Source organism: Streptomyces sp. NPDC046831 (assembly GCF_040645305.1).
GTDB lineage: Bacteria > Actinomycetota > Actinomycetes > Streptomycetales > Streptomycetaceae > Streptomyces.
Map to the genome: position 1 here is coordinate 34,851 of NZ_JBEYXZ010000007.1, position 21,996 is coordinate 56,846.

Here is a 21,996-nt window from a genome sequence, read left to right on the forward strand (position 1 = left end):
GGGTGTCACCGTGCTCGGCCTGCAGGGCGGCCCTTTGGGTGTCACCGTGCTCGACCCGTACGGCGGCCCCCCGCGGGAGGTCCCGTGCCCGATCTCGCGGCGGCGCTCCCGCGGCCGTCGTACCCGTTCGTAGGGCCGCTCCCCCAGGGCAGGCCCTACGTACAGCCGCGTGAAGCGGCGTCCGGCGGACGCTCTCGCGCGGTGCCCGACCGACTCCGCGGGGCGGAGGTCCGGACGACCGAAAACCGTCGGTCCGTCCGGCCGGAGACCCCGCGGGCGGGGCCGGTCGGTCCCCGAAGGGGTGGGGACCGGCCGGCCCGTGCCCCAGGGGCGGCGCACGCGCCCCCCTCGGGCACGCAGAAGGGGCCTCACCGGGCCAACCCCAGCCCGGTGAGGCTCCGCGCACCCGTTCACGCCGGGCGCGTACGCTGACTCATGTGACCGGTATCACCGCTCAGGTGTGACCTGCGATTTAGAGCCTCCCCGGAAGCGGCGATAACCTGCGAGACGGACATGCCGCGCGCTCGGACACCGTGTGCGCCTCCCTTGTGACACAGAGCGGACGTCACGTTGCCCTTCGCGGCACGCCCACGCATCCAACGAACCGCGAGATCACTGATAGGGACGGAAGCGCGTGGACCTGTTCGAGTACCAGGCGAGGGACCTCTTCGCCAAGCACGGTGTACCGGTGCTGGCCGGTGAAGTCATCGACACGCCTGAGGCGGCGCGCGAGATCACCGAGCGGCTGGGCGGCAAGTCGGTCGTCAAGGCGCAGGTGAAGGTCGGTGGTCGTGGCAAGGCCGGTGGCGTGAAGCTCGCCGCCACCCCCGACGAGGCCGTCGCCCGCTCGACGGACATCCTCGGCATGGACATCAAGGGCCACACGGTCCACAAGGTCATGATCGCCGAGACCGCTCCGGAGATCGTCGAGGAGTACTACGTCTCCTTCCTCCTCGACCGTGCCAACCGCACCTTCCTGTCCATCGCCTCCGTCGAGGGCGGCATGGAGATCGAGGAGGTGGCCGCCACCCGTCCGGAGGCCGTCGCCAAGACCCCGATCGACGCCATCGACGGTGTGACGCCCGAGAAGGCCCGCGAGATCGTCGAGGCTGCGAAGTTCCCGGCCGAGGTCGCCGACAAGGTCGCGGACGTCCTCGTCAAGCTGTGGGACACCTTCATCAAGGAGGACGCCCTCCTGGTCGAGGTCAACCCATTGGCCAAGGTCGCCTCCGGTGACGTCATCGCCCTCGACGGCAAGGTGTCCCTCGACGACAACGCCGAGTTCCGCCACCCCGACTTCGAGGAGCTCCACGACAAGGCCGCGGCGAACCCGCTCGAGGCGGCCGCCAAGGAGAAGAACCTCAACTACGTCAAGCTCGACGGCGAGGTCGGCATCATCGGCAACGGCGCCGGCCTGGTCATGTCGACCCTGGACGTCGTCGCGTACGCCGGTGAGAAGCACGGTGGCGTCAAGCCCGCCAACTTCCTGGACATCGGCGGCGGTGCCTCCGCCCAGGTCATGGCGAACGGCCTGGAGATCATCCTCGGCGACCCGGACGTCCGCTCCGTGTTCGTCAACGTCTTCGGTGGCATCACCGCCTGCGACGAGGTCGCCAACGGCATCGTCCAGGCCCTGAAGCTCCTTGAGGACCGCGGCGAGAAGGTCGAGAAGCCGCTCGTCGTCCGCCTCGACGGCAACAACGCCGAGCTGGGCCGGAAGATCCTCACCGACGCCAACCACCCGCTGGTCCAGCGCGTCGACACCATGGACGGCGCGGCCGACAAGGCCGCCGAGCTGGCCGCCGCCAAGTAAGCACCTAGGACGAGGACACCAAGACACCATGGCTATCTGGCTCAACAAGGACAGCAAGGTCATCGTCCAGGGCATGACCGGCGCCACCGGCATGAAGCACACCAAGCTCATGCTCGGCGACGGCACCGACGTCGTGGGCGGCGTGAACCCGCGCAAGGCGGGTCAGACCGTGGACTTCGACGGCACCGAGGTACCCGTCTTCGGCACCGTCAAGGAGGCCATCGAGAAGACCGGCGCCGACGTCTCCGTCATCTTCGTGCCGGAGAAGTTCACCAAGGACGCGGTCGTCGAGGCCATCGACGCCGAGATCCCGCTGGCCGTCGTGATCACCGAGGGCATCGCGGTGCACGACACGGCCGCCTTCTGGGCGTACGCCGGCAAGAAGGGCAACAAGACCCGCATCATCGGCCCGAACTGCCCCGGCATCATCACCCCGGGCCAGTCCAACGTCGGCATCATCCCGGGCGACATCACCAAGCCGGGCCGCATCGGCCTGGTCTCGAAGTCCGGCACGCTGACCTACCAGATGATGTACGAGCTGCGGGACATCGGCTTCTCGACGGCCGTCGGCATCGGTGGCGACCCGATCATCGGCACCACCCACATCGACGCCCTGAAGGCCTTCCAGGACGACCCCGACACCGACCTGATCGTCATGATCGGTGAGATCGGCGGCGACGCCGAGGAGCGGGCCGCGGCCTTCATCAAGGAGAACGTGACCAAGCCGGTCGTCGGCTACGTCGCGGGCTTCACCGCCCCCGAGGGCAAGACCATGGGCCACGCCGGCGCCATCGTCTCCGGCTCCTCCGGCACCGCCCAGGCCAAGAAGGAGGCCCTGGAGGCCGCGGGCGTCAAGGTCGGCAAGACCCCGACCGAGACGGCCAAGCTCGCCCGCGAGATCCTCGCCGGCTGACTCCGCCCCACGGCCGGCCTCCGCCGGCCGGGCGCGCGCCCGGCGCGCAGGACGGCCGGGCGCCTGGCCGAGGACTACGGCTGAACGCCGGTGGGCCCGCTCCCTCAGGGAGCGGGCCCACCGGCGTTTCTGCCGCACGGGCGCGCGGTGCGCCGCAGCGCATCGGCCCAGCGGCGGCACGGCCGTGGGCGACGGGGTCGGCGGCCGCCCGGTCGCCCTCGTGGAAGCGGACGGTCACCCGCCGCGCGCGCCGTTGCCGGTGGTCACCCGCTCCATGTGCCGGGGCCGGTGGTCATCCGCTCCAGGTGCCAGGGCCGGTGGTCATCCGCCGCGGGCGCTGGTGCCGTGGTCACTTGCCGCGCGCGCCAGGTCCGGTGGTCACTCGCCGGACGTGCCGGGGCCGACGGTCACTCGCCGCACGCGCCGGCGCCCGTACGGACCAGCGCCGGTGGTCGTCCGGCCGTTCGGACCAGCGTCGGTGGTCGTCCCGCCGCACGCACCGGCATCCGCGGTCGTCCGGCCGTTCGGACCAGCGTCGGTGGTCGTCCCGCCGCACCCACCGGCATCCGTGGTCGTCCGGCCGCACGTGGTCACCTACCTGGCCTCCGGCAGCACGCGCTCCGGTCCGCCGGCCATGTCCGCCTTCAGCCTGGCCCGTAGCCGGGTCTGCGCCGGCGACAGGGGCCCCAGGGCGGCCCGCGGCGGCACCCCGCGCACCGTGTGCCCCGGAGCCACCGGTGCCTCGTAGTGCGTGGGAGCCGTGCGCAGCGTCAGGGCCGTCGCCCCGACGATGGTGACCGTGAAGGCGATCGCGGCCCGGGCCCAGAAGCGGGTCCGGCGTTCCCCGGCCGTCCGTACGCAAGGGGGCTGGTCCGTCCGGAGCTGATCACCGGAGGCCAGCCGGACCAGCCGCCGGTGCAGCTGAGCCGGGTCGGCCAGCTCCGGCAGGCGCGCGGCGACGGCCTCGCGGGCGTGCATCAGCCGGTTCGCCGTCGCGGGGGTGCTCGCCTCGCTCTCCGCCGCCGTCTCCGGCAGGTCGAGGCCGACGCCGTCGTACAGGACCAAGGCACGGCGGTACGACGGCGGCAGGTCGAGCAGGGCGCGCAGCAGCGCCCGGTCCGCGGGGTCCGCGGGCGGGGGTTCGGCGGCAGCGGCGGCGCGCGAGGGCGGGCGCAGGCGGTTCCAGGGGGACAGGGCGCAGTCGTACACCGCCGCCCGCACCCAGCCCGCCGGGTCCGGGTCCCGGGCCACCTCGGGCCAGCGCTGCCAGGCCGATTGGAAGGCCCGCTCCACGGCCCTCCGGGCCCGGTCCCGCCGGCCGGTCAGCAGGTAGGCCTGCCGGACCAGGGCGGGCGCGCAGAAGGCGTAGAGCGTGTCGAAGGCCTGAGCGGGCGTCATGGCGGTGGCACCGGAGGCTTCGGCCGGAACGGGCGCGCCGTGTGACGCGCCGGGGCCCCCACGAGCCGTCAGGCCGCCGGGTGCGCGGGTCTGCTGACGCTCCGCCTCGGCGATGGAGGCCAGCAGGTCGGCGTACTCCTCCCGCTCCCGGCCGCGCGGTACGGAGCGGCCCGCCTCCCAGGCGCGCAGGGTCTCGAGGGCGACAGCGACCTGTGAGGCGACCTGATGCTGGGTCAAGGCAGCGGACTGGCGCAGGCGTCGGCGTTCCGCGGGCGGCGGCAACGGCTTCGCAGGACTCTGGTTCACGATGCGCCCCTTCGCCTGATAAAGAACATAAAAGTATGTTGTGCGACACAACGGCACTTCGCCTGTTACGAGGGGAAAGCGGGTGGTGTTGGGAGCATGGCGGACGTGATCCAGACGACCGCTCGACGTCCGCCACTGCCTCCGCTGCGCACCCGGGTGCGGGACCGATCGCCCGGCCTGGGCGCCGGCCTCCTCGGGGGCGCGGTCGCGGCGGGGCTCGGACTCGGCTCGTTCGCCGTGCTGGTCATCGCGCTGTGGATCAGCTCGCCGTACCCGGACAGCGGGCCGGCCGGCGCGCTGCACGTCGCCGCCGCGCTGTGGGTGCTGGCGCACGGGGCCGAACTCCTCCGCGCCGACACGCTGTCCGGCGTGCCCGCCCCGGTGGGTGTCACTCCGCTGCTGCTGTTCGCGCTGCCGGTACTGCTCGTGCACCGTGCCGCGCGGGACGCGACCGACGCGGGCGACGGCGGCCCGCTCGTCCCCGCGCGTACCGCCTGGGTGGGCGTGGTGCTCGGCTACCTCGCCGTCGGCGGCGCGGCCACGGTGTACGCGGCGGGCGGTGCGCTGCGGCCCTCGTACGTCTGGACGGCGATCTGCGTGCCGCTGGTCGTCACGGTGGCCGCGGGCAGCGGGGTGTGGACGGCCTACGGCTGCCCGCGTGCCCCGCTGGAGCAGGCACTCGGCAGGCTTCCGGGGGGCGTGCGGCGTCTTCTCGTCGCGCCGGGGGCCCGTGCGCGGCTCGGCGGTGCCGCGCGGGCGGCGGCCGCCGGGACGGTGGTCTTCGGCGGAGGCGGGACGCTGCTGCTCGGGGTGTCGCTGGTGGGGCACGGCGGGGCCGTCCAGCGGTCCTTCGTGCAGCTGTCGGAGGTGTGGTCCGGCCGGTTCGCCGTCGTGGTGCTGTGCCTCGCCCTGCTGCCGAACGCGGCGGTGTGGGCGGTCGCGTACGCCACCGGCCCCGGCTTCGCGCTCGGTGTGGGTCATGTGGCCGGCCCGCTGTCGTCCGCGCCGGCCCCGCTGCTGCCGCCGTTCCCGTTGCTGGCCGCGGTGCCGGACGCGGGGCCGGGAACGCTGGTGCACTGGGCCGCCGCGGTGCCGGTGGCGGCCGGGCTGACGATCGGGTGGTTCGTCGCCGGGGCAGCCGTGACGGAGGGACGGGACGCGGCGGGCGGCCGGCGGGACACGGGCACGGACGGAGGCGGTGCCCGGGGCGGAACTGCCGGACGGGACGCGGGTCCGGGCCGGACGTCGCAGAGGCCGGACAGGGGTGCCGGGAGACCCGGCGGGGGAGGAGCCGAGGTGTGGTCGTGGGGGCGCACGGTGGGCGGCGCCGGGCTGGCCTGTCTGCTGTGCGCCCTGGCACTGGCCGTGCTCGCGACGCTGGCGGGCGGCCCGCTGGGCAACGCCGCGCTGGCCCGCTTCGGGCCGGTGAACTGGCAGGTGGGACCCGCCGTGCTGGCGTGGACGGTGACTGTTGCTCCGCCCACGGCGCTGCTGGCTCGGGCGTGGCGCTGCCGCAGGAGCCGTCTGACGTGGGAGCCGCGGACCGGGACATCGCGGACGGCCGCGGTCGCCGCTCCGTCCGGCACGGACGGGCGCCGGGACCCGGCCTCCGGGCCGTCGACGCGGGGCTGGTTCACCCGGGGGAAGACCCCCACGCCGCGCGTACCGGAGCCGACGGCGGCCTCCCGGCGCCACGAGGACCCCACGCTGGAGGCCTACGACGTGCTGCCCCTCGACTCCCCGCCGGGCGGTGAGGGGTCCCTGTGGCGCGACGACGTGACCCGCACGGCCCGCTGGGCGGCGCTGAAGGAGGCCGCGAGGGACTTCACCGAGCCCGACGAGAGGGCGCGGGCGACGGAGGTCTCCGCAGGACCCGCCGAAATGACGGACGCGGCGAAGGGAACGCCGGCCGGGAAGGCACCGGAGGGGGCGACGACGCTCCGCCCCGGCGCCCCGGCGACGACGCTCCGGCCCGGTGCCCCGGCGCTGGACACGCAGCCCGCCCAGGCCGACCGGGCCAGGCAGGCCGCGCACGCCGCGCACGCCGCGCACGCCGCGCACGCCGCGCAGGCTGCGGACGCCACACCGGCAGTCGAGGCCGGGGCGGCCACTGGGTCCGCCGACTGCTGGGAAACCGCGACCGTCGGCGGACCCGGGCAGCCCTTGGAACCCGTTGTCACCCAGGAGTCCGCGGTGGACGGCGAATCACCGGCAGGGGAAGGCCCTTCAGCGGCCCGGAACCCCGCGCACTCGAGCGACCGGCCGGCCTCACAGCGGCCGCTGCACGCTCACGGGACGGCGACCCCGGCCGCCCCGCCGCCCACCTCCGACTCGGCCGACCTCCCCCACCAAGGAGGACGTCACCAGGGAGGACGGGAGGAACCCGAGGCGCAGCCGGCCGCCGGCGAACCGGAGCGGACGCGGAGCGAGGAACCACCAGGCTCCCCGGAGCCCTCGGCCCCCCACACCGCGCCGGAGTGACGCCCCCGGCCGAAGGCGTCACCGGCTCAGCCGCTGACCTCCAGCACGCCCCGCAGTTCCTTCGGCAGGTGCTGGTCGCAGGACTGCCTGGCCTCGCTGGTCAGGGCGTCCTTCACGCACGAGTAGTAGTCGCTGTAGACGAGCTGCGCCGTGAAGCTCACGGCGACCAGGGCCAGGGCCAGGGACGCGGTGACCAGGCCGCTGACCGCCGCCGTCGTCTGCGGCCTGCCCTCGGGGACGGCGGCGGGGGCCGCCGCGTGCGGGTCGCGCGTGCGCGGCTTGGCGCGCAGGGCGCTGATGCCCCAGTACAGAGCGGGCGCGCCCAGCAGCAGCGCCACGTACGGCCAGCTGAACAGCGCGAAGAAGAAGGCCCACATGCCGCACAGCAGGGCGTAGCGCGCCCGGCGCTGGGCGGGGTCGGTGGGGTCCCAGCGCAGGCCCGGGCCGGGGCCCTTGCCCTGCCCCTGGGGTCCGCCGGGTCCCTCGGATCCGCCGCCGGGCGGCTGCGGACGGTCGCCGAAGCCGCCGGGCGAGCGGCCGGGCTGCCGGTCGCTCCACTGACTGCCCCACGGGGAGCCGTCCCTGTCCCGGTCACCGGAGTCGCCGTCGGGGGACTGGCCGCCGCCCGACGGGTGCCGCGGCTGCCAGGGGCGGTCGGGCGTGCCCTCCGGCGGCGGCGCGAAGGGGTTGTCGTCCTGTCCCGCGCCGCCCTGCCCGGTGCCGTTCTTCCCGTTCTTCCCGTCCGAGGGCGCGTCCGGCGGGGAGGCGGGGCGCTCCCGCAGCAGCACGGCGCCGCGCACCCCTCCCGGCGCGGGCTGCGGGGGGAGCGTGAGGAGTCGCGGGCTGCGGTCCGGCATCAAGTGAGCGTCTTCCCCTTGGTGAGTCACGACTGATCTGGAGCGTCCCCGAAGCGCTCGAAAGCCCCGGGACCCGGGTACGCCATCCCGTGAACGCACGGTGCGCGGAGGGCGTTCCCGTACGGGCTCCCCTCAGACGCTACCTTCCGGCCACGCCCCCGTCCCGTGGGGGCCGCACGGTGTGCCGGTATCGTTGCTGGCGGTCGGCTGCTTCGTAGGCTTCCCCGTATCCGGGGGCGCGAAGCATTCGTACGACCGCACAAACAGCTCCCCCGAGAAAGGGCCCCGCCGTGGCCGCCAAGCCCGTGGCCGAACGCCTCGTCGTGCTGGTCTCCGGATCCGGCACCAATCTGCAGGCGCTCCTCGACGCGATCGCCGAGGCCGGCGCCGAGGCCTACGGCGCGGAGATCGTCGCCGTGGGCGCCGACCGCGACGGCATCGAGGGGCTGGCACGCGCCGAGCGCGCCGGGGTGCCGACCTTCGTGCGGAAGGTCAAGGACTACGGGACGCGCGAGGAGTGGGACGCGGCGCTGGCCGAGGCCGTCGCCGCCCACGAGCCCGACCTCGTCGTGTCCGCCGGGTTCATGAAGGTCGTGGGGAAGGAGTTCCTCGCGCGGTTCGGCGGGCGGTTCGTCAACACCCACCCCGCCCTGCTGCCCAGTTTTCCCGGGGCCCACGGTGTGCGGGACGCACTCGCGTACGGCGTCAGGGTCACCGGCTGCACCGTCCACTTCGTCGACGACGGCGTCGACACCGGGCCGATCATCGCGCAGGGCGTGGTGGAGGTCCGGGACGAGGACGACGAGAGCGCGCTGCACGAGCGCATCAAGGAAGTCGAGCGAAGGCTGCTCGTCGAGGTCGTGGGGCGGCTCGCCCGCAACGGCTATCGCATTGAGGGACGAAAGGTAGTTATCCAGTGACCGCCGAGAGCAACAAGCGGCCCATCCGGCGCGCGCTCGTCAGCGTCTACGACAAGACCGGTCTGGAGGAGCTGGCGCGCGGGCTGCACGAGGCCGGCGTCGAGCTCGTCTCCACCGGGTCCACGGCCGCGCGGATCGCCGCGGCCGGCGTCCCCGTCACCAAGGTCGAGGAGCTCACCGGTTTCCCCGAGTGCCTGGACGGCCGCGTCAAGACCCTGCACCCCAAGGTCCACGCCGGCATCCTCGCCGACCTGCGCCTGGAGGACCACCGCCGGCAGCTGGACGAGCTGGGCGTGGAGCCGTTCGACCTCGTCGTCGTCAACCTGTACCCGTTCCGCGAGACGGTCGCCTCCGGCGCATCGCCCGACAGTTGCGTCGAGCAGATCGACATCGGCGGCCCGTCGATGGTCCGCGCCGCCGCCAAGAACCACCCGTCGGTGGCGGTCGTCACCAGCCCGGCCCGGTACGCCGACGTGCTCGCCGCGGTGCAGGGCGGCGGTTTCGACCTCACCACCCGCAAGCGGCTCGCCGCCGAGGCGTTCCAGCACACCGCCTCCTACGACGTCGCCGTCGCGTCCTGGTTCGCCGGCACCTACGCCCCCGTGGACGACTCGCGGTTCCCCGACTTCCTCGGCGCCACCTGGGAGCGCGCGCACAACCTGCGCTACGGCGAGAACCCGCACCAGCCCGCCGCGCTCTACGTCGACACCGCCTCCGTGGGCGGCTCCGCCGGGACCGGCGGCGGCCTCGCCGAGGCGGAGCAGCTGCACGGCAAGGAGATGTCGTACAACAACTACACGGACACGGACGCCGCGCGCCGTGCCGCGTACGACCACGCCGAGCCCTGCGTCGCGATCATCAAGCACGCCAACCCCTGCGGCATCGCGATCGGCGCGGACGTCGCCGAGGCGCACCGCAAGGCGCACGCCTGCGACCCGCTGTCCGCGTTCGGCGGCGTGATCGCCGTGAACCGGCCGGTCAGCAAGGAGATGGCCGAGCAGGTCGCGGAGATCTTCACCGAGGTCATCGTCGCGCCCGGCTACGAGGAGGGGGCCCTGGAGGCCCTCACCAAGAAGAAGAACATCCGCGTGCTGCGCGCCCCCGAGGCGCCGGCCGCGCCCGTCGAGATCAAGCCCGTCGACGGCGGCGCGCTGCTGCAGGTGACCGACCGGCTCCAGGCCGAGGGCGACGACCCGGCGCACTGGACCCTCGCCACCGGCGAGGCGCTCGACGCCGCCGGGCTGGAGCAGCTGGCCTTCGCCTGGAGGGCGTGCCGGGCCGTGAAGTCCAACGCGATCCTGCTCGCCAAGGACGGCGCCTCGGTCGGCGTCGGCATGGGCCAGGTCAACCGCGTCGACTCCGCGAAGCTGGCCGTGGAGCGGGCCGGCGCCGAGCGCGCCCGGGGCGCGTTCGCCGCCTCCGACGCCTTCTTCCCGTTCCCCGACGGGCTGGAGATCCTCACCCAGGCCGGGGTGAGGGCCGTGGTCCAGCCGGGCGGTTCCGTCCGCGACGAGCTCGTCGTGGAGGCCGCGCGCAAGGCGGGCGTCACGATGTACTTCACCGGCACCCGCCACTTCTTCCACTGATCGGGCCGGAGGAACCGGCAGGCGGCAGGCCGCGGTCTCCGGCCCCCGGCAGGGGGGCGGAGACCGCGGCCCGGTCGCGTCAGCAGGGGCGCACGGACCAGATCGGGTCCCAGGTGGCGCGGCCGGCCTGGTAGGCCGTGGACGTCCAGCGGACGCTGCCGTCCTTGTTGTAGAAGCGGGCGACCGTGCCCGGCGTCTGGTTGTTGACGAAGTCGCCGTCGCCGGACCAGTTGGAGACGGCCCAGGTCTGGCACTTGTAGAACTTGAAGACGGTGCCGCGGACGTTGACGCACAGGTAGCCGTAGGCGCAGTCCAGGGCCGCGGCCTTGGCCCGGCGGGTCTGGTCCGCCGGGTAGACGGTCACGTCGAGGCCGTCGTAGTGGACCTTGTCGGCGGCGACCTGCCGGCCGCCGGGCTGCGCGGCGAGCACCGCGTCGACGCGCTGCTGGACCCCGGCCGGCGCCGAGGCGGCGGTCCGGGCGTGCGCGGCGTCCCCGGCCGGCTGGGCGGCGGCGGCCGAGACGGTGGGGCCGGCGAGCAGGGCGGTGGCCGCGACGAGCAGCGCGGCGGGCTTCGAGATCTTCACGTTTCCCCCATGAGTGATCGAGCACCGGTGTGGTCGTACCGTCCGGCGGAGCACCGCCGGAGCGGAGTGGGACCACCGTGCCAGGGACGCCGGGGCGGGGGTACCTCGGAGGTCTCAGGGTCACTTCCTGCCGGGCGGCGTGTACTCCTTCAGGTAGTGGGCGACGCGGCCGGCGTAGCCGCGGTACTTCGGTGGCACGCCGCCCGCGCCGTTCACCTTCGCGTACGACGTCCGGTAGGCGAGGGCGATCAGCACCCGGCGGTCCCCCGGCAGGCCGGAGTCGAGACGGGGAGCGATCCAGCACAGGTAGCGGCCCATGGCCGGGATCGACTCGGCGGGAGGGAACGGCGGCTGGGGGACGCTCTCCGCGGGCGTGCCGTCGGGGTGCATCCACCAGCGCAGCACGCTCGGGGTCCAGCGGGCGATGCCGTACTCGTCGTGGGCCGGGTCGGCGAGGTCCGGGTCGAAGCCGCTCTCCACCTTCAGCATCGCCGCGATCAGGGACGGGGTGACGTCCGGCTGCGGGCAGTCGTGCGCGGTCTCCACGATCAGCAGGCGGTAGGCGGCCGGCACACCCTTGTCCGTGCGCAGTTCCGAGGCGCCGTAGGCGGCGGCGACCTGGTGGGTTCCGGCGCGGGACGCGGTGTGCGAGGGGGCGCCGGAGCCGTGTTCGCGGTCCCCCCAGGCGCTGACGCCGTAGCCGAGAGCGGCGACGGCGGCGGTGGCGGCGGCCGCGCCGAGCACCATCCCCGCCCGGCGTCCGCGCGGCCGGCCCTCCCGCCGCGCCCGTCCGGCGCGCGGGCGGCGCGCGAGGCCACGGACCCACGGGCCGCCCGGCGAGCGGCCGGAGCCCGCCGCGGCCTCGGCACGGCGCAGCAGGGCCTCGGTGCCGACGCGGTCGGCGTGCGTGCGGGCCAGGCAGTCCCGCACGATGTCCCGCCAGGCGTCCGGCAGGTCGGGGGACAGGCGCAGGTCCTCCGCGCCGCGGGCGTAGGCGACGGCCGCGTCCCGGCGGGCGCCCGGTGTGCCGCCGGGCAGGGGGAGGGAGCCGGTGAGGACGAGGTGGGCGAGGACGCCGAAGGCCCAGACGTCGGCGGACGGGCGGGTGCGCCGGCCGTGTTCGCCGATCTCGCACCACAGCAGCTCGGGCGGGGTGTAGTCGGGGGTGGAGAAGGCGGGGCTGTAGGCGTGCGTGCCGTCCAGCTCGGCCGCCATGTTGAAGTCGGCGAGCCGCGCCGAACCGTCCTCCATCAGGAGCACGTTGGCCGGCTTGAGGTCGCCGTGCACCCAGCCCGCGCGGTGCAGCTGAGCGAGGCCCTCGCAGATCTGGGCCAGCAGCACGGGACCGGCGGCGGGCCGCGGCGCGGCGGCCAGCAGGGCGGCCAGCGAGCCCTCCGCCTTCTCCAGCACCAGGACGGTCGCGCCGTCCAGGCCGGGATGACCGGGATCGTCGACGGTGAGGGTCTCGTACATGCGGATCAGCCGCGGGCGCCTGAGCCGGCGGTGCAACGCGATCTCCCGCTCGACCAGTTCGCGCAGGTGGGTGAGCTGGCGCGGGGTCCCGGTGCCGGTGGGCAGGAACTTCAGGGCGGCCGTGCGGGGCAGCGCGCCGGCGCCGTCGCCGCGCTCCGCCTCCGGCGCGCACGGCCCGGCCCCGGACGTCCCTCCGGGGCCGCCGGTGCGCCGGGCCTCGTACACGCTGCCGAAGGCGCCCGTCGCGAGGGGGCGGCGCACCTCCCAGACGCCGACCCGGTAGCCCCGCGGCACCGGCACGGCGTACGGCTCGGTCACCGGTCCGCCCGGCTCGGCGGGGGCGCCAGCACGACCAGGTCGTCCTCCCGCACCAGGTCGAAGCGCAGCGCCAGGGAGACCAGCGACTCCTTCTTGCCGTTGAGGCGGGGGCCGCTCCCGGCGGTGTCCGGGCCCGGTTTCAGACGGAGTTTGACCGCCAGGTAGTCGATGTTCCACTGCACCGACGTGCGGGACGCGGCCGGCCAGGCCGGGCGCAGCCGCTCGACGACCTGGTCCACCGTCGGCAGCGCCGCGTGCGGGGCGCCGCGCAGCCGGGGTTCGCACAGGGCGGCGAGCACCGCGAAGTAGCGCTTGGTGCGGTCCACGCAGAAGGCGGGCGCGGTGGTCCGGCCGTCGGTCCCGCCCGCGCCGTGCAGGTAGTCGTGACGGGGCGCCCAGACCTCCAGCGCCAGGAGGTCCCCGGCGGCGGGCAGCACGATCCGCGAGAACTCGAAGGGGACGGGCGCGTCCAGCCGCCCGGGCGGGACCTTGATGTGCTCGCCCGCGCCCTCGGGGTTCTCCACGACGTAGGTCTGCCGGGCGGAGAGATTGCTCAGTATCCAGAAGGCGCCGTGGGCGGTGATCTCACCGGCCCGGCGCGAGACCCCGTCGTGCGGGATCACCAGGCCGTTGCCGGGTGCGGACCGCCCGAAGGCGAGCCGTTCGCCGGGCGCGAGCCGGATCTGCGGGCCGCGGTGCTCGTCCTCCGTGGTCGGCGGAGGTACCACGATGATGCTGTACAAGGTGCGTCTCCCCGTGCCTGACGGCTGCGGAATTCAGACTAGGGCGACGCACCAGGGCCGCGTCCCCCCTTGTACGGGGTGAGACACGGCCCTTGGGGTGAATGGCGTGAAGTGGTCAGTGGCGGGGGCGGTTGAACCAGGCCGCGCCGTTCGAACCGCCGACGAAGCAGGCGACCAGGATGGCGAGCACCGCGTGCACCAGACCCACCAGGACGAACGGGTAGATGCCGAGGATCGCGGTGATGATGGCGAAGACCATCGTCGTGATGCGCACGCCGTTGCCGCCGGTGTTGAACTTCGCCGCCAGCACGCCGCCGAAGACGCCCCAGGCCAGCGCGAAGACGACGATGGCCCACAGCAGCCCGGTGGAGTAGTCCGCGAGCCGCTGGAAGGCGGCGTCGTCCTTGAGGGTGTTGTCGTTCCTGGCGGCGTTGACGCTGACGGTGGCGAAGGCGAACAGCGCCGCGCCGACGACCTGCAGGGCGACGATCACCCACAGCATGACGCGGGCCCCGCTGACGTTGCCCGGCATCGACTGCGGGACCGGGGCGCCGTAGTGCTGCTGCACCGGCGGGGCCTGCGGGTAGCCGTAGCCCGGCGCCTGACCCTGCGGGTGGCCGTAGCCCTGCTGCTGCCCCTGGGGGGCGCCGTAGGGGTTGTTCGGGTCACCGAAACTCATGGCGGTCTTTCCTCCGTTGCTTCACGTGCGGGACGACGCGCGCGGCACCGCACGGAGGAGAGAGCTACAGATGCGGTCCGTCCCCCCGATGAGCTGTCCGCGTCACTGTGGCTTTCATCGTTCTCGACCGGACTTGAGCTGTCCAGCCGGAATGCGCGGGTGTTGTGCAAGCGCAACATCGCCGATCATGACCGGATGCGCGCGGGACGGGATCGGGGCCCGGATTGGAACCGCGGCCCGGTCATCCGCGAGGATGGGACCATGACCGCCCAGATTCTCGATGGCAAGGCCACCGCAGCCGCGATCAAGTCCGATCTGACCGCCCGGGTGGCGGCGCTGAAGGAGAAGGGGGTCACGCCCGGCCTCGGCACGATCCTGGTCGGGGACGACCCCGGCAGCCAGAAGTACGTCGCCGGCAAGCACCGCGACTGCGCCCAGGTCGGCATCGCCTCCATCCAGCGCGAGCTGCCCGCCACGGCGACGCAGGAGGAGATCGAGGCGGTCGTCCGCGAGCTCAACGAGGACCCGGCCTGCACCGGCTACATCGTCCAGCTGCCGCTGCCCAGGGGCATCGACGAGAACCGCATCCTCGAGCTGATGGACCCCGACAAGGACGCCGACGGCCTGCACCCCATGAACCTCGGCCGTCTCGTCCTGAACGAGCCGGCCCCGCTGCCCTGCACCCCCAACGGTGTGCTGACCCTGCTGCGCCGCCACGGCGTGGAGATCAAGGGCGCCGAGGTCGTGGTCGTCGGCCGCGGTGTCACCATCGGCCGCCCGATGCCGCTGCTGCTGACCCGGCGCAGCGAGAACGCCACGGTGACCCAGTGCCACACCGGCACCCGTGACCTGTCCGCCCACCTCAGGCGCGCCGACATCATCGTCGCCGCGGCCGGCTCCCCGCACCTGATCCGCGCCGAGGACGTCAAGCCCGGTGCCGCCGTCCTCGACGTCGGTGTCTCCCGCAACGCCGAGGGCAGGATCGTGGGCGACGTGCACCCGGACGTCGCCGAGGTGGCCGGCTGGCTGTCCCCCAACCCCGGCGGTGTCGGCCCCATGACCCGGGCCCAGCTGCTGGTCAACGTGGTCGAGGCGGCGGAGCGCAGTGTCGGCTGACGCAGAGGGCACCCAGCGCGGGGCGGACGCCGCCGCCGCGGAGCCGGAGATCGAGGTGCGGGACCCGATCAGCGCGCCCGACGCCGAGGGCAGGCCCCGGCGGGTCACGCGCCGCTTCCCGCTGTTCACCAGGGACACCGCGCCCCCCGAGGGCGGCGGCCGGGCCGCGCCCCGTGACGCCCCGGCCCCCGCCCGGCAGTGGCCGATGCTCGCGGTGCTGTCCGTGGTCGGGCTCGGCCTGCTGGTCACCGCGTTCGACGCGTTCCGGGTCGGGACGCTGCTGATCGGCGTCGGGCTGGTCGGCGGGGCCGTGCTGCGCTGGCTGCTGCCCGGCGTCGGCATGCTCGCCGTCCGCTCCCGCTTCACGGACATCGTCACCTACGGCGTGCTCGGCGCCGTCATCGTCCTGCTGGCGATGATGGCCCAGCCCAAGCCGTGGCTGGAGATCCCGTTCCTGAACGACGCCCTGCACTACACGGTCCGGGGATAGGGGTCCCGTCCGGACCGGCCGGATCCGGACACGAGTTCCGGCCCCTCGCGGCCCCGCGGCACCGGCCCGTCCCCTCCCCCGAGCAAGGACGGGCCGGCGCCACGGCCAACTCTCCGGCACGGTGAACGGGCTGTTCAACGGCTGTCCGCACGCTGTGGCACGGAGGTGACCGTTCCGCCACGGTGTCCGTCTTCCGCCACAGCCGGCGGAGACAGGTCCGGCCGACACCGTCACCCCCTGCGGGCGGGCGGGTAACGGACGCGGCACGGCCGTCCGGGCGATGCCGCGGGCAGGGGAGCCGCCGCCGCGCTCGCGCCGGGGGGACCGCAGGGTGCCTGTGACAGGCGGCTTTCGTGCGCTCCGCGGGGCCGGCCCGACCGGTTCCGTGGGGGTGCGTCCGGACGGGGGCGGCCGGGGTGGGGGACCGGCGCTGCGGGGGCTCCGACGAGGGTGCGCGCACGGCGCGCGTTCCGGTCCGCGTGCTCCTGTGCGCCTCCGCTCCGGGAAACTGGCACCCTGAGCGGAGGTATCCCCGTGTACGGCCGGAACGGGGACTCGGCCAGGGCACCGCGCGGCGGACCATCAGCACCGGGAAGAGGGGGAAGCAATGCCTCGCTGGACGGCCTTGCCCGACGAACTCGATCCGCAGGTACGGGAGTTCACCGGCCGGCTGCGGCGGCTCGTGGACCACGGCGGCCTGGATGCCGCCGCGCTCGCGGACCGCACGGGCTACAGCGCGACGTCCTGGGAGCGCTACCTCGACGGCCGGCTCCTCGCGCCCAAGGGCGCGATCATCGCGCTCGCCGAGGTCACCGGGACCAGCCCCGCCCACCTCACCGAGCTGTGGGAGCTCGCGGAACGGGCCTGGAGCCGCTCGGGGACGGGCCACGACCCGGCGACGGAGGCGCTGCGCATCGCGCGGGCGGGCAGCGCGCCCGGGCAGGCCGCGGGGCGGTCCGCCGGGGAGGCCTCGGGCGGCGGGCCCGTCCGCATGGGCGGCGGTGCCGCGAACGCCCCCGCGACCGGGGGCGCCGCGGGTGCCGTGGCGGCGGTGCCGGCGCAGCCGACGGCGTCCGACGCCGACGTACGCGACGGCGTCCCACAGCGGGCGCCTTCCGGCTCCGGCTCCGCGCCGGGCGACTCTGGGGGCGCGGCCGGGCGCCGCGGCGCGTCCCGCGCGGGCGCGGCCGCCGGGCCCGCGGCGGCGGCGCCCGGCCCCGGACCCACGGCGGCGCCGTCCGGCGGACCCGGGCGGCCGGCTCACGCCCCGGCCCCGCACGCCGCACCGGCCGGCGCCCCGCGTCCCACCGGCACCGGCGGCGACGACACGGGCACCCGGCGGCTGACGGTGTTCGTCGCGGGCGCGGCCGGTGCGCTCCTCCTGATCGGGGCCGTCCTCTGGTTCACCGACGGCGGCGGGCACGGCGAGGCGCGGGGCACGGCTGGCTCGCCGGCCCCCGCCGCGAGCACCCGTCCGGCCCTGCCCGCCGGCGTCGGGTGCAGCGGGGCGGGCTGCACCGGCAAGGACGCCGAGGCCATGGGGTGCAGCGGCGACCTGGTGACCACGGACCGCAGCGCGACCGTCGGCACGGCCGTCGTCGAGGTCCGCTACAGCAGGACCTGCGGCGCCGCCTGGGGCCGCGTCACCCAGGGCGCCCAGGGCGACCGGGTCCGGGTCGAGGCCGGCGCCCTGGAGGAGACCGGCACCGTCACGGCCGCCGGCGCCACGACCGCGTACACGCCGATGGTCGCGGTGCGGGACGCCGCACAGGTGAGGGCGTGCGTCACGCTGGCGTCGGGACGGACGGGGTGCACGACGTAGACACGGCCGGGCGGGACGCGCGGCGCACGGCGGGGCGGGCCGCGGGCACGCACGGCGCACGGCGGGGCGGGCGGTGGGCGCGCGGCGCGCGGCGGGCCGGGCCGCGGGCACGCACAGGGCACGGCGGGGCGGGTCGTGGGCACGCGCGGCGACCGGCGGGGGCGGGCCCTGGGCGCGCGGCGAAACGGCGGGCGGGCCGCGGGCACGCACAGCGGATGCCGGGACTGGCCGCGAGCACGCACAGGGCACGCCGGGGCGGGCCGCGGGCACGCACGGCGCACGGCGGGGCGGGCCGTGGGCACGCGCGAACGGCGGGCCGGGCCGTGGGCACGCACAGGGCACGGCGGGGCGGGTCGTGGGCACGCACGGCGCACGGCGGGGCGGGCGGTGGGCGCGCGGCGAACGGCGGGCCGGCCGCGGGCACGCACAGCGGATGCCGGGACTGGCCGCGAGTACGCACAGGGCACGCCGGGGCGGGCCGCGAGCACGCACGGCGCACGGCGGGCCGGGCCGCGGGCACGCGCGAACGGCGGGGCTGGCCGCCGGCACGCACAGGGCACGGCGGGGCGGGTCGTGGGCACGCACGGCGCACGGCGGGCCGGGCCGTGGGCGCGCGGCGAACGGCGGGGCGGGCCGGGCACGGGCGGCGAACGGTAGGGCGGGCCGCGGGCACACACGGCGAACGGCGGGACGCCGGCCCGCGCGCCCGTTCTCCGGGTAATGGCCACCGGCCAACCGGGCAACCGTCGTCCTCCGGGTAGCCAGCCGACCGGTAGGTCTCCGGCCAATCGGCCACCCGATCGTTCTCCGGCCAACCGGCCGACAGCGGCGCGCATGACTCGTCCGGACGTGGGCAGCCGAACGGTAGCCCCACGGGACTCCGGTGCTCCGGTGCTCCGGGAACCCCCTCGGCGGCCGTTCTAGTCCTCCCCCTCTCCCGGACGGGCGGCCGCCTTCCGTTCGGCCCCGGCCGGTCCGTTGCGCCGGTCACTCTGTGGGCCGGGCCACACGCAGCCCGGCCGTCCCGCATCCCGGAGGCGCGATAGCCTGACCGCTGGATCTCTCTTGACGCCAAGAGATCGATCATCCGTACCGGTGATCGATCATCGCGCCGGGCGCCGGTCACGAGCCGGCGTCGGGATCCCGCACCCCGGGGCAGGGACGCCCCACCGCCAGCTGTCATACGGAGAACGCCATGACCCGCACTCCCGTGAACGTCACCGTCACCGGCGCGGCCGGCCAGATCGGTTACGCCCTGCTCTTCCGCATCGCCTCCGGCCAGCTGCTCGGCGCGGACGTGCCGGTCAAGCTGCGTCTGCTGGAGATCACCCCGGCGCTCAAGGCCGCCGAGGGCACGGCCATGGAGCTGGACGACTGCGCGTTCCCGCTCCTGCGGGGCATCGACATCACCGACGACCCGAACGTCGCGTTCGACGGCGCCAACGTCGCCCTCCTCGTGGGCGCCCGCCCGCGCACGAAGGGCATGGAGCGCGGTGACCTCCTGGAGGCCAACGGCGGCATCTTCAAGCCGCAGGGCAAGGCCATCAACGACCACGCCGCGGACGACATCCGGGTCCTCGTCGTGGGCAACCCGGCCAACACCAACGCGCTCATCGCGCAGGCCGCCGCCCCCGACGTGCCGGCCGAGCGCTTCACCGCGATGACCCGCCTGGACCACAACCGCGCGCTGACCCAGCTCGCGAAGAAGACGGGCTCCTCGGTCTCCGACATCAAGCGCCTGACCATCTGGGGCAACCACTCCGCCACCCAGTACCCGGACATCTTCCACGCCACGGTCGCCGGCAAGAACGCCGCCGAGGTGGTCAACGACGAGAAGTGGCTGGCCGAGGACTTCATCCCGACCGTCGCCAAGCGCGGCGCCGCCATCATCGAGGCCCGCGGCGCCTCGTCGGCCGCCTCCGCCGCCAACGCCGCGATCGACCACGTCCACACCTGGGTGAACGGCACCGCCGAGGGCGACTGGACCTCCATGGGCATCCCGTCGGACGGCTCCTACGGCGTCCCCGAGGGCCTGATCTCCTCCTTCCCGGTGACCTGCACGGACGGCAAGTACGAGATCGTGCAGGGCCTGGACATCAACGACTTCTCCCGCGCCCGCATCGATGCCTCCGTCAAGGAGCTCGAGGAGGAGCGCGAGGCGGTCCGCGGCCTCGGCCTCATCTGACCCACCCGGACAGCCCCCGGGCTGTCCGTCGGCACCCCGCGCAGGCCCCGTTCCGGTCCACCGGAGCGGGGCCTGCGGTCTTGACATTCCGCTTTCCTCGCCACCCTCGTCCCTCTATGCTGATGGGTCATCAACTCCTTGTCACCGGAGTTCTTTTCACACGCATCGGGGGATTCGCGTGAGCACCGCGTACGTGCCGCAGCAGCCGCAGCCCGCGCCCACGGCGGCACCACCGGACCTGCCCGTCACGCCGCCGCACGCCAGTGAGGCCACCCGGCTGCTGTGCGCGGGCACGTACCTGGATTCCGGTTACCGCGACCGGGTCATCGAGGAACTGCATCTCAACGAGCAGCGGTTCGTGGCCCCCTCGCTCGGGTTCGACGCGGCGCGGGTCCTCGCGCACGCGCTGCGGGCCCGGCGGCGGGAGCTGCTGTGGGCCGGTCTGGTCCTGGGGCTGTGGGTGGTGGGCGCGGCCCTGACCGGCCTCTGGCTGGCCCTGTTCGTGGTGCCCAGCCTGTACCTCGCCTTCGCGGCGTGGATCCGGGGCCGGGACGAGCGGCCGCCCCTGTACCGGCGGGTCCCGGCCTTCCTCATCCGCTGGTGGGGCCGGATCATGTTCGTGGTCCTGCTGTACACCACGCTGACGTCCGCGTTCGGCGGCTCCGACGACGAGTCGTCCACGTACGACTCCGGCCCCTACGGCTACGACTCCTCCGGCGGGCCGAGCGCGAGCGAGGTGCTCCTGCCGGGGTCCGCGCTGGGCGACCTGATCAAGCCCTGGCAGGCCTGGGCCACGATCGTGCTGTTCGCGCTGCTCGCGGTGTGCGTGGCCGCGCAGCGGAACCAGTTCGCCCGGGCGCTGGCGGCCGAGCTGTCCCCGCAGCGCTTCCCGGACGCCGCGGGCGATCCCGCCGAGCGCGACGAGGGCGCGCGGTTCCAGCGGCTGAAGGACCGGATCAGGGCCGAGCAGCACGCACCGCTGATCATGTACCACGAGCTGCGCCCGTTCTGCGGGGCCGGGGGCGCCCACGACACCTGGGTGCTCCCCGTCGAGCTGAAGCCGGACACCCTGCGGAAGCAGCAGCTGCCGATCAGCAACCGGGCGGTCCTGGAGAAGATCCGGCCGCTGCTGGAGCAGCTGCGGCTGCCCTCCGAGTACGCCGGCTACACGGTCCGCGACCGGCTGCGGCGCCTGGAGGTCGACGAGTGCGTGTTCCTGCCGGCCGAGGGCCTGCTGCGGCGCGTCGACGCCCCGTACGACCGGGCGGCGTTCGAGGAGCACCGGGCGCGCGCGGTCGAGGAAGGCGGCGAGAAGCGGCGCCACTTCCTGCGCATCCGCGTCGGCGGCTGGGAGGAGGAGCTGGTCGTCACGGTGTTCGTGCGCATCCACACCCAGGGCCGCATGCTCATGCTGGAGGTCGCCCCGCACGTGCTGCTGCCGGTGCGCGAGGACTTCAAGGAGGCCGACCGCACCGCCCACCGGTTCCGGCACAACAACCTGCTGGGCAAGGCGGCCTGGGCGGTGCCGCTGGTGCCCTCCTCGGCGGCCCGGTCCCTGGTCGCCCTGGGCAAGGGGCTGTGGTACGTGTGGCGCCTGCTGACCGGCGGCTACGCGCACGCCCTGCCGGACGGACCCGCCGTGTCGGTGCGTGAGCTGGGCTCGGCGACCTCCCGCTCGCTGTTCCAGGGCATGGACATCGAGCGTTACCTGAGGAGCATCCAGGACCGCGTGGCGAACGGCGTGCGGGCGGCACTGGCCGAAAGCGGCTACCAGACCGGCGAGTTCGTGCAGCAGATCAACAACATCAGCCACGGCGGTGTGCACATCAGCCAGGTGGAGGGCAGCACCATCGCCCTCGGCGACCACGCCTCCGCCTCGACGACCATGGGCGGCTCCGTGCCGCAGAAGGGATCCGGCCCCGATGACCACGGATGAGCCGTCCGTCAGCATCAGCAACGTCTCGCACAGCAGCCTCGCCATCGGCAAGGGGGCGCGGTCGGAGAACCGCTACGCCGCCGCGCGCGACGAGTCCGCCGAGGCGCTGCTGCGGGCGGTGCGCGAGCTGCGCGCCGACCTCGCCCGGCTGAACGCCAGCGACGAGACCCGGGCGCTGGACGAGGCCCTGGCCGACACCGAGAACGAGATCGCCCGCACCGGCACGGCCGGCGACACGAGACGGCAGCGGCTGCGCGAGGTGCTGTCGGACGCCCAGTCGGTGCTGACCCTGTTCGCGTCGGCCGGGGCCGTGGCCGGTCTGCTGGGGCTGTGAGACGGACCCGGCGACCGTGACGGGGCCGGGGTTGGTGAAA

The 21,996-nt window shown here is 74.7% G+C and carries 17 protein-coding genes; 11 read left to right on the forward strand and 6 right to left on the reverse strand.

Going from position 1 to position 21,996, the window contains the following annotated elements:
* The first annotated feature begins 634 nt into the window (after positions 1 to 634).
* Positions 635 to 1,813: an ADP-forming succinate--CoA ligase subunit beta gene (sucC, locus tag ABZ920_RS09055; RefSeq protein WP_361500535.1), complete on the forward strand. Its 1,179-nt coding sequence runs from the start codon at positions 635 to 637 to the stop codon at positions 1,811 to 1,813.
* 28 nt (positions 1,814 to 1,841) lie between these two features.
* Positions 1,842 to 2,726 (forward strand): succinate--CoA ligase subunit alpha, encoded by an 885-nt coding sequence (gene sucD, locus ABZ920_RS09060; RefSeq protein WP_361500538.1) that lies wholly within the window; start codon positions 1,842 to 1,844, stop codon positions 2,724 to 2,726.
* Positions 2,727 to 3,320: 594 nt separating this feature from the next.
* Here sucD and ABZ920_RS09065 read toward each other — a convergent pair.
* A complete protein-coding gene (locus ABZ920_RS09065) occupies positions 3,321 to 4,430 on the reverse strand; it encodes a sigma factor-like helix-turn-helix DNA-binding protein (RefSeq protein WP_361500541.1) in 1,110 nt (369 codons plus the stop codon).
* A 105-nt stretch (positions 4,431 to 4,535) separates the two neighbouring features.
* Here ABZ920_RS09065 and ABZ920_RS09070 point away from each other — a divergent pair, with 105 nt between their 5' ends.
* A complete protein-coding gene (locus tag ABZ920_RS09070; protein WP_361500544.1) occupies positions 4,536 to 6,911 on the forward strand; it encodes a DUF6350 family protein in 2,376 nt (791 codons plus the stop codon).
* Positions 6,912 to 6,937: 26 nt separating this feature from the next.
* Here ABZ920_RS09070 and ABZ920_RS09075 read toward each other — a convergent pair whose 3' ends face one another.
* Positions 6,938 to 7,768 carry a hypothetical protein gene (locus ABZ920_RS09075; protein WP_361500547.1) on the reverse strand — a complete coding sequence of 277 codons (831 nt, stop codon included), beginning with the start codon at positions 7,766 to 7,768 and terminating at the stop codon, positions 6,938 to 6,940.
* 290 nt (positions 7,769 to 8,058) lie between these two features.
* On the opposite strand from ABZ920_RS09075, the gene purN reads away from it, so the two are divergent.
* Complete coding sequence (gene purN, locus ABZ920_RS09080; RefSeq protein ID WP_361500549.1) at positions 8,059 to 8,688, forward strand: phosphoribosylglycinamide formyltransferase; 630 nt, start codon at positions 8,059 to 8,061, stop codon at positions 8,686 to 8,688.
* Complete coding sequence (gene purH, locus ABZ920_RS09085) at positions 8,685 to 10,274, forward strand: bifunctional phosphoribosylaminoimidazolecarboxamide formyltransferase/IMP cyclohydrolase (RefSeq protein ID WP_361500552.1); 1,590 nt, start codon at positions 8,685 to 8,687, stop codon at positions 10,272 to 10,274. The genes purN and purH overlap by 4 nt, the downstream gene beginning before the upstream one ends.
* A 79-nt stretch (positions 10,275 to 10,353) precedes the next feature.
* On the opposite strand, the gene ABZ920_RS09090 is transcribed toward purH, so the two are convergent.
* From ABZ920_RS09090 to ABZ920_RS09105, 4 genes are all read right to left on the reverse strand, one after another.
* A complete protein-coding gene (locus ABZ920_RS09090) occupies positions 10,354 to 10,860 on the reverse strand; it encodes a hypothetical protein (RefSeq protein ID WP_361500555.1) in 507 nt (168 codons plus the stop codon).
* A gap of 120 nt (positions 10,861 to 10,980) precedes the next feature.
* A complete protein-coding gene (locus tag ABZ920_RS09095) occupies positions 10,981 to 12,651 on the reverse strand; it encodes a protein kinase (protein WP_361500558.1) in 1,671 nt (556 codons plus the stop codon).
* On the reverse strand, positions 12,648 to 13,394 hold the full coding sequence (locus tag ABZ920_RS09100) for an FHA domain-containing protein (protein ID WP_361500561.1): 747 nt from the start codon (positions 13,392 to 13,394) through the stop codon (positions 12,648 to 12,650). The genes ABZ920_RS09095 and ABZ920_RS09100 overlap by 4 nt, the downstream gene beginning before the upstream one ends.
* A gap of 115 nt (positions 13,395 to 13,509) precedes the next feature.
* A complete protein-coding gene (locus tag ABZ920_RS09105; protein ID WP_361500564.1) occupies positions 13,510 to 14,073 on the reverse strand; it encodes a hypothetical protein in 564 nt (187 codons plus the stop codon).
* A gap of 261 nt (positions 14,074 to 14,334) precedes the next feature.
* On the opposite strand from ABZ920_RS09105, the gene ABZ920_RS09110 reads away from it, so the two are divergent.
* From ABZ920_RS09110 to ABZ920_RS09135, 6 genes are all read left to right on the forward strand, one after another.
* Positions 14,335 to 15,189: a bifunctional methylenetetrahydrofolate dehydrogenase/methenyltetrahydrofolate cyclohydrolase gene (locus tag ABZ920_RS09110; protein ID WP_361500567.1), complete on the forward strand. Its 855-nt coding sequence runs from the start codon at positions 14,335 to 14,337 to the stop codon at positions 15,187 to 15,189.
* 49 nt (positions 15,190 to 15,238) lie between these two features.
* Positions 15,239 to 15,679 carry a DUF3017 domain-containing protein gene (locus tag ABZ920_RS09115; RefSeq protein ID WP_361500977.1) on the forward strand — a complete coding sequence of 147 codons (441 nt, stop codon included), beginning with the start codon at positions 15,239 to 15,241 and terminating at the stop codon, positions 15,677 to 15,679.
* Positions 15,680 to 16,286: 607 nt separating this feature from the next.
* Entirely contained in the window at positions 16,287 to 17,501 is a 1,215-nt protein-coding gene (locus ABZ920_RS09120) for a DUF2690 domain-containing protein (RefSeq protein WP_361500570.1), read from the forward strand.
* A gap of 1,195 nt (positions 17,502 to 18,696) precedes the next feature.
* Positions 18,697 to 19,686, forward strand: a complete 990-nt coding sequence (locus tag ABZ920_RS09125; RefSeq protein WP_361500573.1) for a malate dehydrogenase — start codon at positions 18,697 to 18,699, stop codon at positions 19,684 to 19,686.
* A gap of 178 nt (positions 19,687 to 19,864) precedes the next feature.
* Positions 19,865 to 21,622, forward strand: a complete 1,758-nt coding sequence (locus ABZ920_RS09130) for a hypothetical protein (protein WP_361500576.1) — start codon at positions 19,865 to 19,867, stop codon at positions 21,620 to 21,622.
* On the forward strand, positions 21,609 to 21,956 hold the full coding sequence (locus tag ABZ920_RS09135) for a hypothetical protein (protein WP_361500579.1): 348 nt from the start codon (positions 21,609 to 21,611) through the stop codon (positions 21,954 to 21,956). Before ABZ920_RS09130 ends, ABZ920_RS09135 begins: the two co-directional genes overlap by 14 nt.
* The last annotated feature ends 40 nt before the right edge of the window (positions 21,957 to 21,996 follow it).

What these genes read in the sequence shown, in the direction of transcription:
- ABZ920_RS09110 (WP_361500567.1), top strand. Translation starts at nt 14,335, where the DNA reads ATGACCGCCCAGATTCTCGATGGCAAGGCCACCGCAGCCGCGATCAAG.
- sucD (WP_361500538.1), top strand. Translation starts at nt 1,842, where the DNA reads ATGGCTATCTGGCTCAACAAGGACAGCAAGGTCATCGTCCAGGGCATG.
- ABZ920_RS09105 (WP_361500564.1), bottom strand. Translation starts at nt 14,073, where the DNA reads ATGAGTTTCGGTGACCCGAACAACCCCTACGGCGCCCCCCAGGGGCAG.
- ABZ920_RS09120 (WP_361500570.1), top strand. Translation starts at nt 16,287, where the DNA reads ATGCCTCGCTGGACGGCCTTGCCCGACGAACTCGATCCGCAGGTACGG.
- ABZ920_RS09135 (WP_361500579.1), top strand. Translation starts at nt 21,609, where the DNA reads ATGACCACGGATGAGCCGTCCGTCAGCATCAGCAACGTCTCGCACAGC.
- ABZ920_RS09075 (WP_361500547.1), bottom strand. Translation starts at nt 7,768, where the DNA reads ATGCCGGACCGCAGCCCGCGACTCCTCACGCTCCCCCCGCAGCCCGCG.
- ABZ920_RS09125 (WP_361500573.1), top strand. Translation starts at nt 18,697, where the DNA reads ATGACCCGCACTCCCGTGAACGTCACCGTCACCGGCGCGGCCGGCCAG.